The organism is Holophagales bacterium (genome assembly GCA_016699405.1).
Lineage (GTDB): Bacteria > Acidobacteriota > Thermoanaerobaculia > Multivoradales > JAGPDF01 > JAAYLR01.
This window is the reverse complement of sequence record CP064972.1, coordinates 4368553-4386335: the sequence shown is the minus strand read 5'-3', so window position 1 is coordinate 4386335 and position 17783 is coordinate 4368553. Positions and strand designations below refer to the sequence as shown.

Sequence of the window (17783 nt, the reverse complement as noted above, 5' to 3'; positions counted from 1 at the left end):
GATCAGATCGAACGAAGAGAGGCGGGAGATGCGGGCCGAGGACCTGGATCACAAGGAGCTCCTGGAGCTCGATCCGGAGGGCGGGGTCATCCGCTTCGCCGGTCAACGGGCGCTGCTGCTCGACGCGGTGGCGATGGGGTTGCTGCGCCAGTACCTGGTCGAAAACTTCGGTCTGATCGCGGCGCGCACCGTCCTCACCCAGTTCGGTTTCGCCCACGGCTGGCGCATGGCCGAGGCGATGCAGGCCGAGTTCAAGTGGGAGAGCGACGAGCAGTGGCGTCGCGCCGGCTCGCGGCTCCACATGCTCAGCGGTCTGTTCCGCTGCGAGCCGGGTGGCGACAGCCCGCTCTCGCGGGAAGGGATGACACTCGGCTCCTCCTATGCGGCCGAGCAGCATCTCCTGCATTTCGGCCGCGCCGAGGTGCCCGTCTGCTGGACGATCTGCGGCCTGATCAGCGGCTATCTCAGTCGCTGTGAGGGCCAGGAGATCTTCGTGCTCGAGGACCGCTGCGTCGGGAAGGGCGACGCGGCATGCCACCTCTTCGGGCGGACCCGCGAGGAGTGGGGCGAGGAGCGCGGCGAAGAGCTGCGCTTCTTCGAGCCGAAACGGCTCGCCGAGTGCCTCGAGGTCTCGATGCAGCGCGTCACGGCGACGCTCAAGGCCACCGAGCGCAAGCTGCACGAGCACCGGCGGGCGTTGGTCCGCGTGGCGCGCGACGTCGAGGAGCCGCTGGGGATCGTCGCCAAGAGCCAGGCGATGCGGCAGCTCGTCGATCTGGCGCGGCGTGTCGCGAGGGTCGACTCGACCGTCCTGCTCACCGGCGAGAGTGGCGTCGGCAAGGAGCGCGTCGCCCGGCTGGTGCACGAGGAGTCGACGCGCTCGGCCGGGCCGTTCATCGCGGTCAACTGCGGAGCCATCACCGAGACGCTGCTCGAGAGCGAGCTCTTTGGCCACGCGCGCGGTGCGTTCACCGGCGCGTCCCACGATCGGCCGGGCCTCTTCGAGGCCGCCAACCGCGGAACCTTGCTGCTCGACGAGGTCGGCGAGGTGTCGCCGGCGATGCAGGTCAAGCTGCTGCGCGTGCTGCAGGAGCGGGAGGTGCGCCGGGTCGGCGAGAATCGCAGCCGGAAGGTGGACGTGCGGGTGCTGGCGGCGACGAATCGCGAGCTGGCCCACGGCGTCGCCGGTGGCGCGTTCCGGCAGGATCTCTACTACCGGCTGCGGGTCGTCGAGCTCCGGGTGCCGCCGCTGCGCGAGCGTCGCGACGACGTGCTGCCGCTCGCCCGGGTGCTGCTCGCCAACTCGGCGCACTGGATGAAGCGGAAGATCGCCGGCCTCGCACCGGCTGCTGCCGACCAGCTCCTGCGCTACGAGTGGCCGGGCAACGTGCGCGAGCTCGAGAACGCCATGGAGCGTGCCGTCGCGCTCTCGCCCGGCAGCCGGGTGGAGCTCGAGGATCTCCCCGAGGAGATCCGCCAGGCGTTTCCCCGTCCGCTCGCGTCCCTGGGCGCGGTACGCCCCCTCGACGAGGTGGAGAAGGAGTACATCCTCGCGGCGCTCGAGCTCAACGGCGGCAACCAGACCCGCACCGCCGAGCAACTGCGCATCGGCTCGGCGACGCTCTACCGCAAGCTCAAGAGCTATGGCCTGATCGGCGACCGCAGCGGCGGTGGACGTGGGCGTGCTCCCGGCCGGGGAGCCGACTCGTCCTGATCGTCGGCACGTCGGGCGGCCGCCGCGGCGGGCTTCGCGGCGCGGCGCCACCGGCGGTGCGTGGCACGGCAGTTGCTCTCGAGGTTTCTCGATGAGCACGCTGCGATCCTCCCGGGAAGGCCTGCCGGTCGGCGAGCCGCTGCGCGGCGAGCTGCTCAACGACGAGCGCCTGGAGGAGCGTGCCCGAGCGCTGGCCGGGAGCCTTGCGCTCTCTCGACCTTCGCGGTTCGGGCGCGCCGCTCTCCTGCGCCGCCTGAACGAGAACCTCTCCGCCCTCCGGGGCGTCTACCGCACGATCGCCGAGGACGTGCACCGCGGCGAGAGTGCGGAGCCCGGCGCCGAGTGGCTGCTCGACAACTTCCATCTCGTCGAGGCGGAAGGCGAAGGCGTGCGTCACGATCTGCCGGCGCCCTTCTACCGCAAGCTGCCACGCGCTCCGGGAGCCGAACACCGAGGAAATCTCCGCCTCTACGTGATGGCCGAGGAGCTCGTCGCGGCGAGCAACGCACGCCTCGACGCGGCGCGTCTCTCCTGCTTCCTGCTCGCCTTCCAGTCGGTTACGCCGCTTTCGCTCGGCGAGCTCTGGGCCTGGCCGAGCGTTCTGCGGCTGGCGCTGATCGAGAACCTGCGCCGGCTCGCCGAGCGGATTCGCGAGGCGAGCGAGCAGCGTGCCCAGGCCACGAGCGTGCTCGCCGCTCGCGAGTCGGGGAGCGACCGGTCCATGCCGCCGTTGCTGCCGGCGACTCTCCACTCGGCGTTCGTCGCCGAGCTGCTGAAGCGGTTGCGCGAACACGAGCCGACGCTCGCGCCGTTCGGTCCGGCACTCGATGCGCGTCTGGAAGCGATCGGTACGACGCCGGAGGAGCTCGCCCGCGCCGAGCACCACCGCCAGGCGGCCGAGCAGGTCTCGACGGCCAACAGCATCAACAGCCTGCGGCTCTGCTCGACGATCGACTGGACGCGCTGGGTCGAGAGCGTGAGCCTGGTGGACCAGGCCCTGCGGCGGGATCCGGCGGAGGTCTACGGACGGATGGACTTCTCGAGCCGCGACCGCTACCGCCGTGCGGTCGAAGAGCTTGCGGCGCCGACCGGCGAAGCACAGGTCGAGGTCGCCCTCGCGGCCGTGGAGCAGTCGCGCGAAGCGGCGGCACGAATGGATCCAGGGCACCGTGCGGCGCACGTCGGCTACGGGCTCATCGGGGGCGGTCGGCGGCAGCTCGAGGCGCGCGTCGGCTATCGCGCGTCGCCGCTCCAGAGGCTCCGCCGCGGCGTGTTCGCGCACGCGACCTTCCTCTACCTCGGGACGATCGGCGCCATCACGACGGCGCTGGTGACCCTTGCTCTGATGTATGCGCTGCGTGCCGGGTTGGCGCCGTCGGCGTGGATGGCGTGGGTCGGCGTCGCGCTGGTGGCCCTGCTGCCGGCGAGCGAGGTGGCGGTGGTCCTCGTGCAGCGGCTGATCCACCTCCTCGCGGAGCCGCGAGCGCTGCCGCGCTTCGACCTGTCGCACGGCGTGCCTGCCGAGTCGCGGACGTTGGTGGCGATCCCGACGATCTTCTCGAGTGTCTCGGGTGTCGCGGAGCTCCTCGACCACCTCGAAGTTCACGCGCTCGGCAATCTCGATCCCAACCTGCACTTCGCCATCCTCGGCGATCTCGTGGACGCAGCAGAGGCGATTCGCCCGGGCGACGCGGCGATCGTCACGGCGGCGCGCGAGGGGATCGACGCGTTGAATGCCAAGCACGGGGAGGGTCGCGAGGACCGCTTTCTCCTGCTCTTCCGGGAGCGCCGCTGGAACGGCAAAGAGGGCGTCTTCATGGGGTGGGAGCGCAAGCGCGGCAAGCTCGAGGAGCTCAACCGCCTGCTCCGCGGGGCGACCGATACGACCTACACGGTGTTCGCCGGCGATCTGGCGGTGCTGCCCTCGATTCGCTACGTGCTGACGCTTGACACCGACACCCGCCTGCCGCGCGATGCGGCGCGGACGCTCGTCGGAATCCTCGCTCATCCGCTGAACCGCCCTGTCGTCGATCCGGTCGACCGCCGCGTCACCGAAGGGTACGGGATCCTCCAGCCGCGCGTCGCGGTGACCAGCGCCAGCGCCGCCGGATCGCTCTTTGCCCGCGTCTACTCCGGCCACACCGGGGTCGATCCGTACACCACGGCGGTCTCCGACGCGTACCAGGATCTGTTCGGCGAGGGCATCTCGACCGGCAAGGGGCTCTACGACGTCGACGCCTTCTCGGCCTCGCTCACCGGGCGGGTGCCGGAGAACGCACTGCTCTCGCACGATCTCTTCGAAGGGCTTTTCGCACGGACGGCGCTGGTCTCCGACGTCGAGGTGGTCGACGACTATCCGGCCAACGTGCTGGCGCACGCCCGGCGCCAGCATCGCTGGGTGCGTGGCGACTGGCAGATCCTGCGCTGGCTCTTCCCGCGAGTGCCGACGCGGACCGGCTTTGCCCGCAACGACCTCCCGCTCATCAGCCGCTGGAAGATCCTCGACAACCTGCGACGCAGCCTCGCCGCTCCGTCCCTGCTCCTGCTGGTGCTCGCCGGCTGCACCCTGTTGCCCGGCAGCGCTTGGGTGTGGGCCAGCGCCGCCGCGGCGATCGCCGCCATTCCGCTCCTCTCCGCGGTGGTGCGCCCGCCGGGTAGCTGGCGCCTGCGCCGGCCGATGCGCGTGCACGTGCAGGGGGCCATCGAAGACATCAAGATGGCGGCGGCGCAGTCGGCGCTGGCCATCGTGCTGCTCCCCTTCCACGCCCAGGAGACGCTGCACGCGATCGGCGTCACGCTGGTCCGGCTGACGATCACGCGGCGCCGGCTGCTCGAATGGGAGACCGCGGCGTCGCAATCGCTGCGGGCGGCGCGTCTGCTCGAAGGCGGCGTGTGGACGTTCGTCGGCGAGATCGCGGCCGGTCCGGTCGCCGCGCTCGGCCTGATGGCCCTGACCGCGCTGGCGCGACCCGCGGCGCTCGTCGTCGCCGCGCCGTTCGCGCTGCTCTGGGTCCTCGCACCGGCCGTCGCCTTCCGCCTCAGCCGGCCGACGCCGTTTCTCCGTCGCACCCTCGACGCGTCCGAGCGGGAGCGCCTGCTGGCGATCGCCGAGCGCACCTGGCGCTACTTCGACTCCTTCGTCACGGCGCGCGAGAACGCCCTGCCGCCGGACAACTTCCAGGAGCTGCCCGGGCCGGTGGTGGCCCATCGCACCTCGCCGACCAACATCGGCATGTCGTTGCTCTCGACGCTGGCGGCGCACGATTTCGGCTTTCTCGGGCTCGACGCGCTCGCCGAGCGCATCGGCGCGACGCTCGACACGGTGGAGCGCCTCGAGCGCTGGGAAGGCCATTTGCTGAACTGGTACGACACCCGGACGCTCGCGCCGCTGCCCCCGCGCTATGTCTCGACGGTCGACAGCGGCAATCTCTGCGCCTCGTTGATGGCGCTCGCCGTCGGCCTCGAGAGGCTCGGCCTCGCGGCGCTGGCGCTGCGTGCGCGCGCCGTCGCCGACGGGATGCGGTTCGCGCCGCTCTTCGACCGCGAGCGACAGCTCTTCGCCATCGGCTTCCGTCTGGCCGGATCGGAGGAGATCGACGGCCGCGGCAAGCTCGACACCTCTCCCTACGACCTCCTCGCCTCGGAGTCGCGACTCGCCAGCTTCCTGGCGATCGCCCGCGGCGAAGTGCCCCAGGCTCACTGGTTCCGCCTCGGACGGCCGGTCGTGAGCGTCGACGGCGTGCCGACGCTCCTCTCGTGGAGCGCCACGATGTTCGAGTACCTCATGCCGCTGCTGCTGATGCGCGACCGGCCGGGAACCCTGCTCTCGGAGACCTGCCGGCACGTGGTGTCGCGGCAGATCGCCTACGGTCGAGCGCAGGGCGTGCCGTGGGGGATCTCGGAGTCCGCGTACGCGGTGACCGATCGGGCGGAGGTCTATCAGTATCGGGCGTTCGGTGTGCCCGGGCTGGGTCTCAAGCGAGGGCTGGGCGACGACCTGGTCATCGCGCCGTACGCCACTGCGCTCGCCGCCCTGGTCGACCCGGGGGCGGCGGTGCGCAATTTCGTGCGGCTCGCGGCGGTGGGGCTCGAAGGGGCCTACGGTTTCTACGAGTCGATCGACTACACGCCACGGCGGCGAGACGAGGCCGGTCGTCCGGAGTCCGGACGAGGGAACGGGCGCGGCCCGGGAGAGATGGTGAAGGCGTACTTCGCCCACCACCAGGGGATGACGCTGGTTTCACTCGCCAACGTCCTGCTCGGCGACATCATGGTGGAGCGCTTCCATGCCGACGCGCGGGTCAAGGCGACCGAGCTGCTGCTCGAAGAGCGGGTGCCGCGCGGTGCGCCGATCCTCGAGCCGCGCCCGGCCGAAGCGACACGGGTGAGCCCGCCACTGGGGGCGGAGGCGACCCGTCGACTGCGGTCGCCTCATACGCCCTTTCCCAAGTCGCAGATCCTCTCCAACGGCTCCTACGTGTCGATCGTCTCCCACGCCGGCGGAGGAGCGAGCTTCTGGAAGGGCCGGAGCGTCACCCGTTGGCGCGAAGACCGCACGCGCGACGCGGGCAGTCAGTTCCTCTACCTGCGCGACGTGCGGAGCGGGTCGGTCTGGTCGGCGGCCTACCAGCCGGTCTGCCGCGAGCCCGAGTCCTACGCCGTGACCTTCCACCTCGAGAAGGCGGTCTTCCGCCGGCGCGACGACGAGATCGAAACCCAGCTCGAGATCGCCGTGTCGCCCGAAGACGACGTAGCGGTCTGGCGGCTCCTCCTCTCCAACCTCGGCGACCGGGTGCGCGAGATCGAGGTGACGAGCTACGTCGAGCTGGTGCTCGGGAGCACCCTCGAGGACTTCGCCCACCCGGCCTTCGGCAAGCTCTTCGTCGAAACCGAGTGGCTGCCCGAGGGGGGAGCGTTGCTGGCGCGGCGGCGTCCGCGCGGCGACCACGACGAGCCGTTCCACGCCTTTCATGCCCTGTCGCTCGAGCGTCTGCCGCAGGCGGCGATCGAGCGCGAGACCGACCGGGCGCGTTTCCTCGGCCGCGGCCGCTCGCCGGAGGATCCGCAGGCGCTCGACGGGCGGGCGCTCAGCGGCACGACCGGCGCCGTCCTCGATCCGATTTTCAGTCTGCGGACCCGGGTGCGCCTGCCACCCGGCGGCTCGGCTCGGCTCTCCTTCGCCACCGGTGCGGCGGCGGATGCCGACACCGCGCGCCGGCTCGCTCAGAAGTACCACGACCCGGGCGCTGCGGGGAGCGCCTTCGCTCTCGCCTTCACCCACGTGCAGGTCTCGCTTCGCCACCTCGGCCTGACGGCGGAGGAGGCGCAACTCTTCGAGCGCCTCGCCTCGCGGGTCTTCGCCTGCGACGCCTCGCTGCGCGCCCGTCCAGAGGTGCTGGCGCGCAACCGCGTCGGTCAGTCGGGACTCTGGAGTCATGGCATCTCGGGCGACCTGCCGATCGTCGTGGTGCGGGTGCTCGAGAGCGACGATCTCGCGCTGGTCGCGCAGGTGCTGCGCGCGCAAGCCTACTGGCGCCTCGAAGGGCTCAAGGCGGATATCGTCATCCTCAACGAGCATCCGGCGAGCTACCTCGATGCGATGCAGGAACAGCTCACCCGGCTGGTCGAGACCGGCCCCTGGGGGACGCGCCTTGGCCAGACCGGAGGAGTCGTTCTGTTGCGCGCCGAGGCGACGCCCGAAGCCGAGCGCATCCTTCTCCAGTCGGTCGCCCGCGCCGTCCTCACCGGTGACCTCGCCCAGCAGCTCGCGAGCCTCGAGGGCGAGGTGCCGATGACCGGGCTCGGCTCCGCCACCGCCGAAGCGTCGTGGCCCGTCGGCAACGGGCCGATCGCCGGCTCCGGCGACACGGAGGAAGACGAGCCGATCGAGGTCCCGCCGCTCACCCTGGGCAACGGCCTCGGCGGATTCTCGCCGGACGGTCGTGAATACGTCGTCGTGCTCGACGGTGAGCGCGAGACGCCGTTGCCGTGGTCGAACGTGATCGCCAATCCGGATTTCGGCACCCTGGTGTCCACCTCCGGGAGCGCCACGACCTGGTCTCTCAACAGTCGGGAGAATCGACTCACGCCGTTTGCCAACGATCCGGTGACCGATCCGACGTCGGAAGCTCTCGTTTTCCGGGACGAGGCGAGCGGCGAGCTCTGGGGAGCGACGCCCGGAGCACGGCGGCGAAGCTCTCGTTCGCGGCGCTGGGTGGTACGTCACGGTGCGGGCGTCACCCGATTCGCGCACGCGGCCCATGGGATCGCGCACGAGCTGGCGGTCTTCGTGGCGCGTGACCGTCCGGTGAAGCTCTCGCTCCTGACGCTCTCGAACCGCTCCGAGCGGGGCCGGCGGCTGACGCTCTACTCCTACAACGAGTGGGCGATGGGGCCGCCGCGCCCCGGCGAGCACCTCTTCGTGGCGACGGAACGCGACGAGGCGAGCGGCACGGTGCTGGCGCGGAACCCCTACAACCGGGAGTTCCCCGGGCGCATCGGCTTCGCCGCGGCGAGCCTCTCCCCCGCGTCGTCGACCGGCGATCGGGCCGAGTTCCTGGGGCGCAACGGGGCGCTGCATCGCGCCGCGGCGTTCCGCCGACCGGGTCTGTCGGGTCGGTTCGGGGCCGGCCTCGATCCCTGCGCCGGCCTGCAGGTGGTCGTCGATCTCGCCCCGGGCGAGACGAAACGGATCGTTTTCCTGCTCGGCGAGGGTGCGAACCGCGCGGAGGCGCTGGAGCTCGTCGGTCGCTTCGCCGATCCGGAGGCGGCGGCGGCGGAGCTGCAGGCCGTCACCGCGGCGTGGGACGGGATGCTCGATGCGGTGACCGTGCGGACGCCGGACGACTCCTTCGACCTCTTGCTCAACCGCTGGCTGCTCTATCAGAACCTCGCCGGCCGCCTCTGGGGGCGCACCGGCTACTACCAGACCAGCGGCGCCTATGGCTTCCGCGACCAGCTCCAGGACGTCCTGGCGCTGACCTTCTCCCGTCCCGACCTGGTCCGCGAGCACGTCCTGCGCGCCGCGAGCCGCCAGTTCGTCGAGGGCGACGTCCAGCACTGGTGGCACCCGCCGAGCGGGCGAGGGACGCGGACGCGTTGCTCCGACGACCTGCTCTTCCTGCCCTATGCGATCGCCGGCTACCTGCGCGCCACGGGCGACGAGAGCGTGCTCGGCGAGGTCGTCCCCTTTCTCGAAGCGCCCGTCGTCCCGGTCGGCGAAGTCGAGGTCTACGGTCTCCCCGCGCTCTCGGCGAGCTCGGCATCGCTCTACGAGCACGGCGCGCGGGCGATCGATCGCGGTCTCACCGCGGGGGCCCACGGACTGCCGCTCATCGGCAGCTGCGACTGGAACGACGGCATGAACCGCGTCGGCCCGCTCGGCCGCGGAGAAAGCGTCTGGCTCGGCTTCTTCCTCCACGTCGTCCTGACGCAGTACGCGTCGATCGCCGAGGCCCGTGGCGACGACGCCCGCTCCATGCGCTGGCGCGCCGCGGCCGAGCGCCTGGCACGCGATCTCGACGAGGCATGGGATGGCGGTTGGTATCGCCGCGCGACGTTCGACGACGGGTCGCCGCTCGGCTCGTCGCTGAACGTCGACGGGCGCATCGACTCGCTTCCGCAGAGCTGGTCGGTGATCTCGGGCGTCGCCTCGCCGGAGCGAGCCGAGCGCGCCATGGACGCGGTACGCGCCAACCTCGTGCGGCGCAAGCAGGGCGTCGTACTCCTGCTCACGCCGCCCTTCGACCGCGGGCCGGAGAACCCGGGCTACATCAAAGGCTACCTGCCGGGGGTGCGCGAGAACGGCGGCCAGTACACCCATGCGGCGCAGTGGGTGGTGATGGCGATCGCCCGCCTCGGCCACGGCGACGAGGCCGTCGAGCTCTTCCACATGCTGAACCCGATCAACCACACGCGGACGCCGCGCGACGTCGAGCGCTACCGCACCGAGCCGTACGTCCTCGCCGGCGATGTCTACGACCACCCGCAGCACGAGGGCCGGGGCGGCTGGACGTGGTACACGGGGGCCGCCGCCTGGATGTACCGGGTCGGCCTCGAGGAGATCCTCGGCGTCACTCGCCGCGGCGCGACGCTCTCGGTGAACCCCTGTGTGGCGAGCGCCTGGCCGCGCTTCGCGGTCGACCTGCGCTTCGCCGGCGACACGCGGTACACGATCGAAGTGGAGAACCCCGACGGGTGTGCCAGCGGCGTCGCCTCGGCCGAGCTCGACGGCTGTCCGGTGATGCCTGCGGCGATCCCGCTGCTCGAGGACGGCGGCACGCACCGCGTCCGCGTCGTCATGGGAGCGCCTCCTGTCGCCGACGCGGCAACGACTCCCGGGCGCGACGCGGGGGCAGCTCGCTAGCGCGGCGGACGGGCGAACAGGAACTCGAGCAGCTCGGCGGCGGTCTGCCGCCAGTGCCCCCAGGAGTGGCCCTCGGGGACCTCGATCGACCTCACCTGCGTGCCTCTGGCCGCGAGCTCGCGCGTCAGGAGGCGCGAGTCCTCGAGCATGCCGCCCTCGTAGAGGCCGCAGTCGACCACGGCCCGCAGCGGCGGCTGCGGCGCGGTGCGGACACGGTCGAGCGCGCCGGGGAGGTGGCGCAGGGCCGGGCTCTGGATTCCCGCCAGGCCGAACGTGTCACCGTGTGCCGTCACCAGGAAGGTGGCATGGAGGCCGCCGAGCGAGGTGCCGAGGATGGCCCGATGCTCGCGCGTGGCCAGGGTCGGGTAGGAGCGGTCGATCGCCGGCACCAGCTCCTCGACAAGGAAGTCGCAGAAGGGACAGGTCCCGTCGGGCGCGGGCACCAGCTCGCGCTCGCGCCGGTTGACGCCGGTGGCGCGGTCCCACGGATCGACGAACACGGCGAGCAGCGGTGGCAGCCTCTGCGCGGCGATCAGGTTGTCGAGGGTCACCGGCAGTGCGCCCATCTCCTCGCGCCAGTAGTCCGATCCGTCGGTCACGTAGAGCACCGGCAGGCGGGCGCCGGAGGCCGGGTCGAAGCCGGCCGGAGTGTAGACGCGCACGTCGACCCGATAACCGAGGCGGGCGCTGGCAATCGGCAGGTCGACGAGTCGCCCGGCCGTCACGCCCTCCCGGCGCTCGGCGTGCGCAGCGGGGTGCCACCCCGGCATCCGGATCTCGGAGTTCGGCCCGTAACCGCCGACCTGCTGATGGGGATTTCGCGGGTCGAGCAGCCAGGTGCTGCCGTCGAGCACGATCTTGTAGTCGGCCCGCGAGGCGGGCAGCAGCTCGTGGCGCCAGGTCCAGAGGTCGGTCGACCCGATGCGGCGCCCGCGCGTCTCCTCGCTCTCCTCCCATCCGACCAGATCGCCCCGCCACTCGACGCGCGCGGCGGCCCCTCGCCAGAAGAAGACGGCGGTGCGGTCGAAGACGAGCGGCGAATCGCCCGAGGCGCAGACGCGGCGCCAGAAGAGGTCGGCATCCGTGGTGCCGGCGGTGACGCGGACGATCTCGGCGTCGATGTCGGCGAGGGAGACGAAGGGATGAGCGACGGCGGCCGGTGGCGTCGTTGCGTCCACCGCCAGGCCGAGTGCGGCCGGGAGCGCGAGGGTGATGCCGGCGACAAGCGTTGCGATCATGACGGGAAGCTACTGCAGGAGCGAGCGCCTGCGCCCTCCTCGCCGCCGAGCCGCGGCGGCAGGAGACGACGGCCGCGGTGCGCTTCACCTGGCGGCCTGTCGGCGGGAGCGATCGTCCGGCGCTAGTGAGCGCTCCAGCGGGTGAGGCCGCCGGTCTCGAAGCTGTCCTCGAAGAGCGAGGTCCAGTCGAGGTCGACGGTGCAGGCGAGGGCGAGGCCGCCGCTCGTGGCGGTGACGCGCACGCGGTCGCGGCCGGGGCTGCCGTGGCCGGTGAAGCCGAGCGTCGCGCTGCCGCCGATCGAGGTCGTGCCGTTGCCGGTGAGGCCGCTGTTGGGTCCGGCGACGACCGACCAGGCGAGCGGCAGGCTGGCGAGCGGCGTGCCGCTCGTCTCGCAGGCGACGTTCCACGCGATGGGTCCGCCGGCCACTGCCGAGACGAGCCGGGGCGAGCAGGAGCAGGCGGTGGCGCTCGACGGCTGCAGCGTCTGGTCGGCGGCGACGTTGCTCCAGGCCACCTCGGTGCCGTCGGGCCAGACGACGCGCAGCAGGTCGACGGTGGTGGCGGCGCCGAGGCCGAAGTGGGCTTCGACCGGGTCGTGCGCCGCGAAGTTGCTGCCGAGGCGCAGCTCGCGCATCTGGGTGAGCGCACCGGCCTGGGCGACGACCCGGGCACCGACCGCCTGGGAGTTGGCGCCGCGCCCGATGGGCCGCACTTTGAGCCAGTGGCGTCCCGCCGGCGGTGTGTTGCGGAAGAGGCGCACCGGCGCGGCGTAGCCGTTGCGCAGGTTGCCGTTCTGCATCACCAGCAGGTCGAGGTCGCCGTCGCCGTCGAAGTCGAAGCAGACGACGGCACGCCCCTGGCCGCTGTCGGCAAGCCCGGCGGCGGCGGCGCCTTCGGTGAAGACGCCGAGTCCGTCGTTGAGGAAGAGGCGCGTCGGATCGCTCCAGAACTCCGAGGCCGGAGCGGCGGGGAAGCCGTTCGTATGAACGAGGTCGAGGTCGCCGTCGAGGTCGAAGTCGGAGAAGCAGGCGCCCCAGCCCCAGTAGCCCTGCCGCACGCCGGCGGCGGTCGTCGCATCGGTCAGGTTGCCGCTGCCGTCGTTGCGATAGAGGCGGTTGCCGCTCACCCCCCAGCCACCGACGCCGTCCGGGTCCCAGATGCTGGAGACGAACCAGTCGAGATCGCCGTCGTTGTCGACGTCGCCGACCGACGCCCCCATGCCGTTCTCGTCGGTGAGCACGGTGGCGTTGCGTCGCGCGAACGTGCCGTCGCCGCGGTTGGCGAACTGGCGGCTCTGGCCGAAGTCGCTGGCGACCGCGAGATCGGGCCAGCCGTCCGAATCGAGGTCGGCGAAGGCGGGCGTGAAGGTATTCGGCAGCAGAGTCCGCGTGTCCGCGCCGAGGTGGGTCGCGTCGATCGCCGTGTAGGTGCCGCCGCCCTCGTTCTCCCAGAGCATCGGACCGCCCTGCATCCAGTGCGAGAGGAAGAGGTCGAGGTCGCCGTCCCGGTCGATGTCGCCGAGGGCGGCCGAATAGACCGGGGCGTAGCTCTCGATCCCGGTGGAGGCCGAGCCGTCGACGAAGACCCCGCTGCCGTTGTTGAGAAAGAGGCGCGGCAGAGCCGCCGGATCGGCGACCGGCGGGTCGGTCGGGACGATCGGCGCACCCTGCACGCTGAAGACGAAGAGGTCGAGGTCGCCGTCGCCGTCGACGTCGGTCAGGACCGGTGCCGAGCCGACGACGCCGGTGATCTGCACGCCGGCGGTCGCGGCGACGTCGGTGAAGGTGCCGTCGCCGTTGTTGCGGTAGAGCCGGTTGGCGAACTGGTCGCCGCCGACGAGGTAGAGGTCGAGGTCGCCGTCGCCGTCGATGTCGCCGCAGGCGACGCCGGCCGAGATCCAGCGCGGCTCGATCGGCGAGGCGGCGTCGGAGTTGCCGTGGCGGAAGGCGCCGAGCCCGGCCGTCGCTGTGACGTCGGTGAACACCGGAGGCTGCGCGCTCGCCGGGTACGGTGTGGCGAGGCAGGAGAGCAGAAGCCCCAGCGTGGGGCCGGACGGTCGGTGCGAGCTCATGGCGGCGATCCCCCTGCGTCGTCGAGCGTGGATGCGAGCGCGGCCGGCGCGTCGTCGGCGGCCAGCCGGGCGAGCGTCGCGTCGAGCCGGTAGCCGGCAGCAGCGGCGGCCGGGGCCAGGTGGGGCGCGGCGCGCCGGGGACTTCCTTCTGCCCCGAGCGTGGCGGCGAGCGTGAGCCAGCCGTCGGTTTCTTCCACGCCCTCGCGCCGCAACCAGAGCACGCCGCCGAAGCGGTTGACGCCGAGCAGCGTGCGCCCCGCCTCGCTTGCCGCCACGGCGGCGAGGAGCTCGCTCGGCCGCGGGTCGGCGCCGTCGAGCACGGCGGCGAGGTGCGGCTCGAGCAGGAGGCGCAGCGCCTCGCTCTCGCGACGTGCCTCGATGCCGGCGGCGCCGAGCGCGCGCAGCGCCGCCTCGACGACGCGCCCCAGGCGCCACTCGGCAAACCAGGTGGCGCCGCGTTCCGTCGCGCCCGTTCCCGGAACGATCCTGCCGAGCCGCCGCAGCAGCAGCCAGGCGATCACCACGGCGCCGCGCGAGGGGTGCTCGGCGAGCCAGGAGGCAAGCGGGGACTCGGCCTTCGGGTCTGCGAGGCGGCCCTCGCCGAGCCGGCGTCGCCAGCCGACGAGGTCGTCGACCGCCTCGGCGCGCATCGCCTCGAGGCGCGCGGCGAGGTCGGGATCGCCGATTCCGGCCATCTCCGCCGCGACGGCGAGGAACGAGCGCCAGCGGGCGGCCAGCGGCGCGGCCCGTTCGCGCTCGCGTCGCTCCTCGGCCGCGCGCTCGCGTGCCGCGAGGGCGCCGGGCTCCTCGGTCGTCCTCTCGAAGAGGGCCCAGGAACGGCTCATGGCGTCGGCGTTCGCCGGCACCATGTCCGGCGTCGGATCGGTCAGCATCTCGAGCGCGACGACTCGAGGAGACGAAGAGAAAGCCGCCTGCGGAAGGACTGCCGGGCCGCGCTCGAAGAGATGCCACTCGGCGCCGGGACTGCCTTCCGTCTCCACGCCAAGGGGATCCGCCGGAGACGAAGGCAGGGTCTCTTCCACCGCTTCTGTCGATTGCTCCCGTGGACGAGACGAAGACGTCTGGGTGGAGAGTGGCTGGCGACGCTCGCCGGCGAGATCGACCGCTACCGCCTCGTCGGCCGTCGCCGCGGCGCAGCCGTCGTCGACTGGCAGCTCCGGCTGGTTCTGCGCGACGCTCGTCGTCGACTCGTCGACGGTGAGCTCGGCAACCGAGTCCGTCGCCGCGTTCTCTCCTGCCTGAGCCTTTGTCTTGGTCTTTGGCTGCTCTGGAGTGGGATGTGCACCCAGCGCCGCAGCCGAGGCGGCCGCCGGCGGTCCGAGGCGGGGGAAGGGTGGAGCGTGGAAGGCGCGGAGGAGCTCGGGGTCGAGCAGATGGGAGAAGGGGCCGTGGAGCGGTTGCAGGGCGAGCTCGTGCAGCGCTTCCTCGATGCTCGGTACGCCGCGGCCAGCGAGCTGCATGGCGAGCTCGCGCAGGCGGCCGTCGCGGTCGGCGAGCTCGCGGAAGTCGAGCAGCACGCGCGTCTGGTAGGGGCCGAGCTCGACGACGAACCCGCGTTCGACGAGCTCGCGGCTCGCCACGAGGTGCTCGAGACCGCTCGCCAGCTCGCGGAAGACGAGGAAGTCGTCCGGAGCGCCGCGGAGCGCCAGGCTCTCGGCCAGCGTGCGCGAAAGCGTCCGCTTGCCGCCGTCGCCCCGTCGTACCGTCGCCGGGCTCGACTGCAGCAGCCGGCCGCGGACCGTCGCGGGGCGGTTGTGGAAGAGCACCAGCGCGCGCTCCTCGCCATGGCGGTTGGCGATCGCGTAGACGTCCTCGAGCACGCCGTGGTCGCCGACGATGTCGAAGAGGGCGAAGGCCTCGACCCCGGCGAAGAGCCGGCGGCGATGGAGCAGCGGGAAGATCTCGCGCTCGTGCCGTTCGAGCAGCCACGGGTCGGGGGTCTCGTCGTAATAGGCGCACCGGTACTCCATGCCGTAGCGCTCGGCGAACCCCTCGACCTGGCCGTGGCCGAACATCGGCAGGCCGGGCAGCGTCGCCATCAGCGTGCAGACGCCGAAGTACTTGTCCCCCTTGCCGAACTGGTCGACGGCGGTGCGCTCGTCCGGGTTGTTCAGGAAGTTGACGAAACGGTAGAGGATCTCGACGTCGAAGGCCGCGGTCTCCTTGAGGATGCGGCGGTACTTGGCGTTCTCCTCGTCGCGCAGACAGACCATGAAGGCGCTGTTGTAGACGCGGTGCATGCCGAGGGTGCGGACGAAGTAGGACTCCATCAGCCAGAACGCCTCGGCGAGCAGAAGGGTGTCCGGCGCCTCGACGCCGCAGCGGTCGACCACCTCGCGCCAGAACTCCTCCGGCATCGCGCGGTCGAACTCGGCGGCGGTCAGGCCGCGCTCGGCGCGCGAGGGGATGTCGCCGCCGGTCCCCGGGGCCGGGTACCAGAGGCGATGGAAGTGGCGCTTGGCGAGCGTCATCGCCGCGTCGAAGCGGATGATCGGGAAGCGGCGGGCGACGCGCAGGATCGTCTGCATCACCGCTTCGCGCACTTCGGGTCGCAGGTAGTCGAGCTGCGCCGTGTCGTTCCACGGCATGTTGGTGCCGTCGTTGCCGTGGTAGAGGTAGCGCGTGTCGCCGCTCGCCCGGTCGACGCGCTTGAAGACGACGGCGGCGTCGGCGCGCGTCCAGTAGCGGTCCTCGATCTGGATCGAGACGCGTGGATCGTGCGACAGGTCGGGTCCGGTGAAGGAGTAGACGGGAAACGGCGGCTCGCGCAGCTGGACGAACCAGTCGGGGTGCTCGACCACCCAGCGGCCGTCGACGCCGACGTGGTTGGGAACCATGTCGCTCGCCAGCCGGATGCCGCGCCGCGCGCAGCGCGCCGCGAGATCGTCGAGGGCGGCGTCGCCGCCGAGCTCCGTGGCGATGGCGTAGTCGTCGAGCGAGTAGGCCGAGGCCACGGCCTCGGGGTTGCCCATGATCTGCTTGATGCGGCGCGAGGCGGCGCTGCGCTGCCAGAGGCCGATCAGCCAGAGGCCGGTGATGCCGCGGCGGGCGAGCTCGTCGAGCTCGCGATCGGGGATCGCGTCGAGCGTGGCGATCGTCCTGCCGTGCTGGCGCGAGAGCTGGTCGAGCCAGACGAAGGCGTTGCGCGCCAGCAGAACGAGCCGCGGCATCCAGTCGCGGTCGGGGGTGAAGGCCTCGGGCTCCTCGGCGAGCGGGGCGAAGCTCGGCAGCGGCACGTCGGCCGCGGTCAGCTCGTGGCCCGGCGGGTGATGCCACACGGCTCCGGCCCCCGCGTCTCCGTGGGCACCTGGCGCTCCGAGGGCGCCGAGCGCTCCGGCGAGCGCCTGGAAGGCGCGCCCCTCTTCCTTGATGACGTCGATCGCCGTCAGGGCGCGGAGCTCGAACGTCCCGGCGAGCGCCGGCGCGAAGCGGGCGAGGACGAGTCGCAACTGCTCCTCGAGCGAGCCGGGCGCGGCGAGGGCCGGAGCGCGGAGCAGGCGGAGGATGTGGCGCTCGCCCGGCCCGGGCAGCAGGTCCTCCGGGACCTCGACCTGCGCCAGGGTGGTCTCGAGGTCGACCAGCAGTTGCGGATAGACGGTCTCGCGGCCGAGCGGCGTGTCGTCGAAGAGCTCGCGGAAGGGCGAGAAGGCCGGATTGGCGTTCGCCAGCGACAGCATCGTCAGCTCTTCGAGGGCGATCTCGCGATGATTCTCGCCGGCGGTCTCACCGGCGAGCCACTCGGCGACCGACGCCTCGCCGCGGTGGACCGCCAGCGGCGGGAACTCGAGGCAGAAGCGGGCGAGGGTGCGGTCGACGGCGGCCGGGCCGAGGCGCTCGGCGAGGTGGTCGAGGGCCTCCCGCAACAGGTCCGGACGGGTTGCCTGGCGGAAGCGGCGGAAGAGCAGATGGTTGATCTCGTCGATCAGCCCGAGCGCCGCGATCTCGCCGGGTCGCACGGCGCTCTCCGGGTGGTGGACGAGGTCGCGCGTGGCGTTGATCGCCTCGGCGAACCGCCGTGCGGCGGCGAAGTCGGCGAGGACGACGTTGCCCGAGAGGGAGAAGATCCCTTCGTCGAAACGGTAGCGGTCGCGGGCGGCGCGGGAGACGTGGAACTCCCGCTGCGGGCGGACCGGGGGCGGCGGCGAGGCGAACGGGCGCGACACGGGACGGGGCTCCGCGGCAACCTTACCAGCCTTCGCGCGGCGCCGCGGGCTCGTGGACCGGGCTGGTTCGGAGGCGCCGGCTCCGGATCGAGCGAGGCCGCCGGAACGGGGAGCGGCGTGTAGAATCGGACGTCCCCGTTTCCCGATCTCGATGCCCCGCGAAGCGAATCGCGACACGATGCGAAGGAGGAAAGTCTGGTGAGCGACAAG

General features: G+C 72.0%; 4 protein-coding genes and 1 pseudogene. 2 read left to right on the top strand and 3 right to left on the bottom strand.

The annotated features are described in order from the left end of the window. Positions 1–28 precede the first annotated feature (28 nt). Entirely contained in the window at positions 29–1714 is a 1686-nt protein-coding gene (locus IPJ17_18115) for a sigma-54-dependent Fis family transcriptional regulator (GenBank protein ID QQR73376.1), read from the top strand. Positions 1715–1805: 91 nt separating this feature from the next. After that, positions 1806–10079 (top strand): carbohydrate-binding protein, encoded by an 8274-nt coding sequence (locus IPJ17_18110; GenBank protein ID QQR73375.1) that lies wholly within the window; start codon positions 1806–1808, stop codon positions 10077–10079. Here IPJ17_18110 and IPJ17_18105 read toward each other — a convergent pair. From IPJ17_18105 to IPJ17_18095, 3 genes and pseudogenes are all read right to left on the bottom strand, one after another. Further along, positions 10076–11317: an esterase family protein gene (locus IPJ17_18105; protein QQR73374.1), complete on the bottom strand. Its 1242-nt coding sequence runs from the start codon at positions 11315–11317 to the stop codon at positions 10076–10078. The genes IPJ17_18110 and IPJ17_18105 overlap by 4 nt on opposite strands. Before the next feature lie 122 nt (positions 11318–11439). Beyond that, positions 11440–13389 carry a CRTAC1 family protein gene (locus IPJ17_18100; GenBank protein ID QQR73373.1) on the bottom strand — a complete coding sequence of 650 codons (1950 nt, stop codon included), beginning with the start codon at positions 13387–13389 and terminating at the stop codon, positions 11440–11442. 1388 nt (positions 13390–14777) lie between these two features. Continuing rightward, positions 14778–17573 (bottom strand): annotated as a pseudogene (locus tag IPJ17_18095) (alpha-amylase). Between the last annotated feature and the right edge of the window lie 210 nt (positions 17574–17783).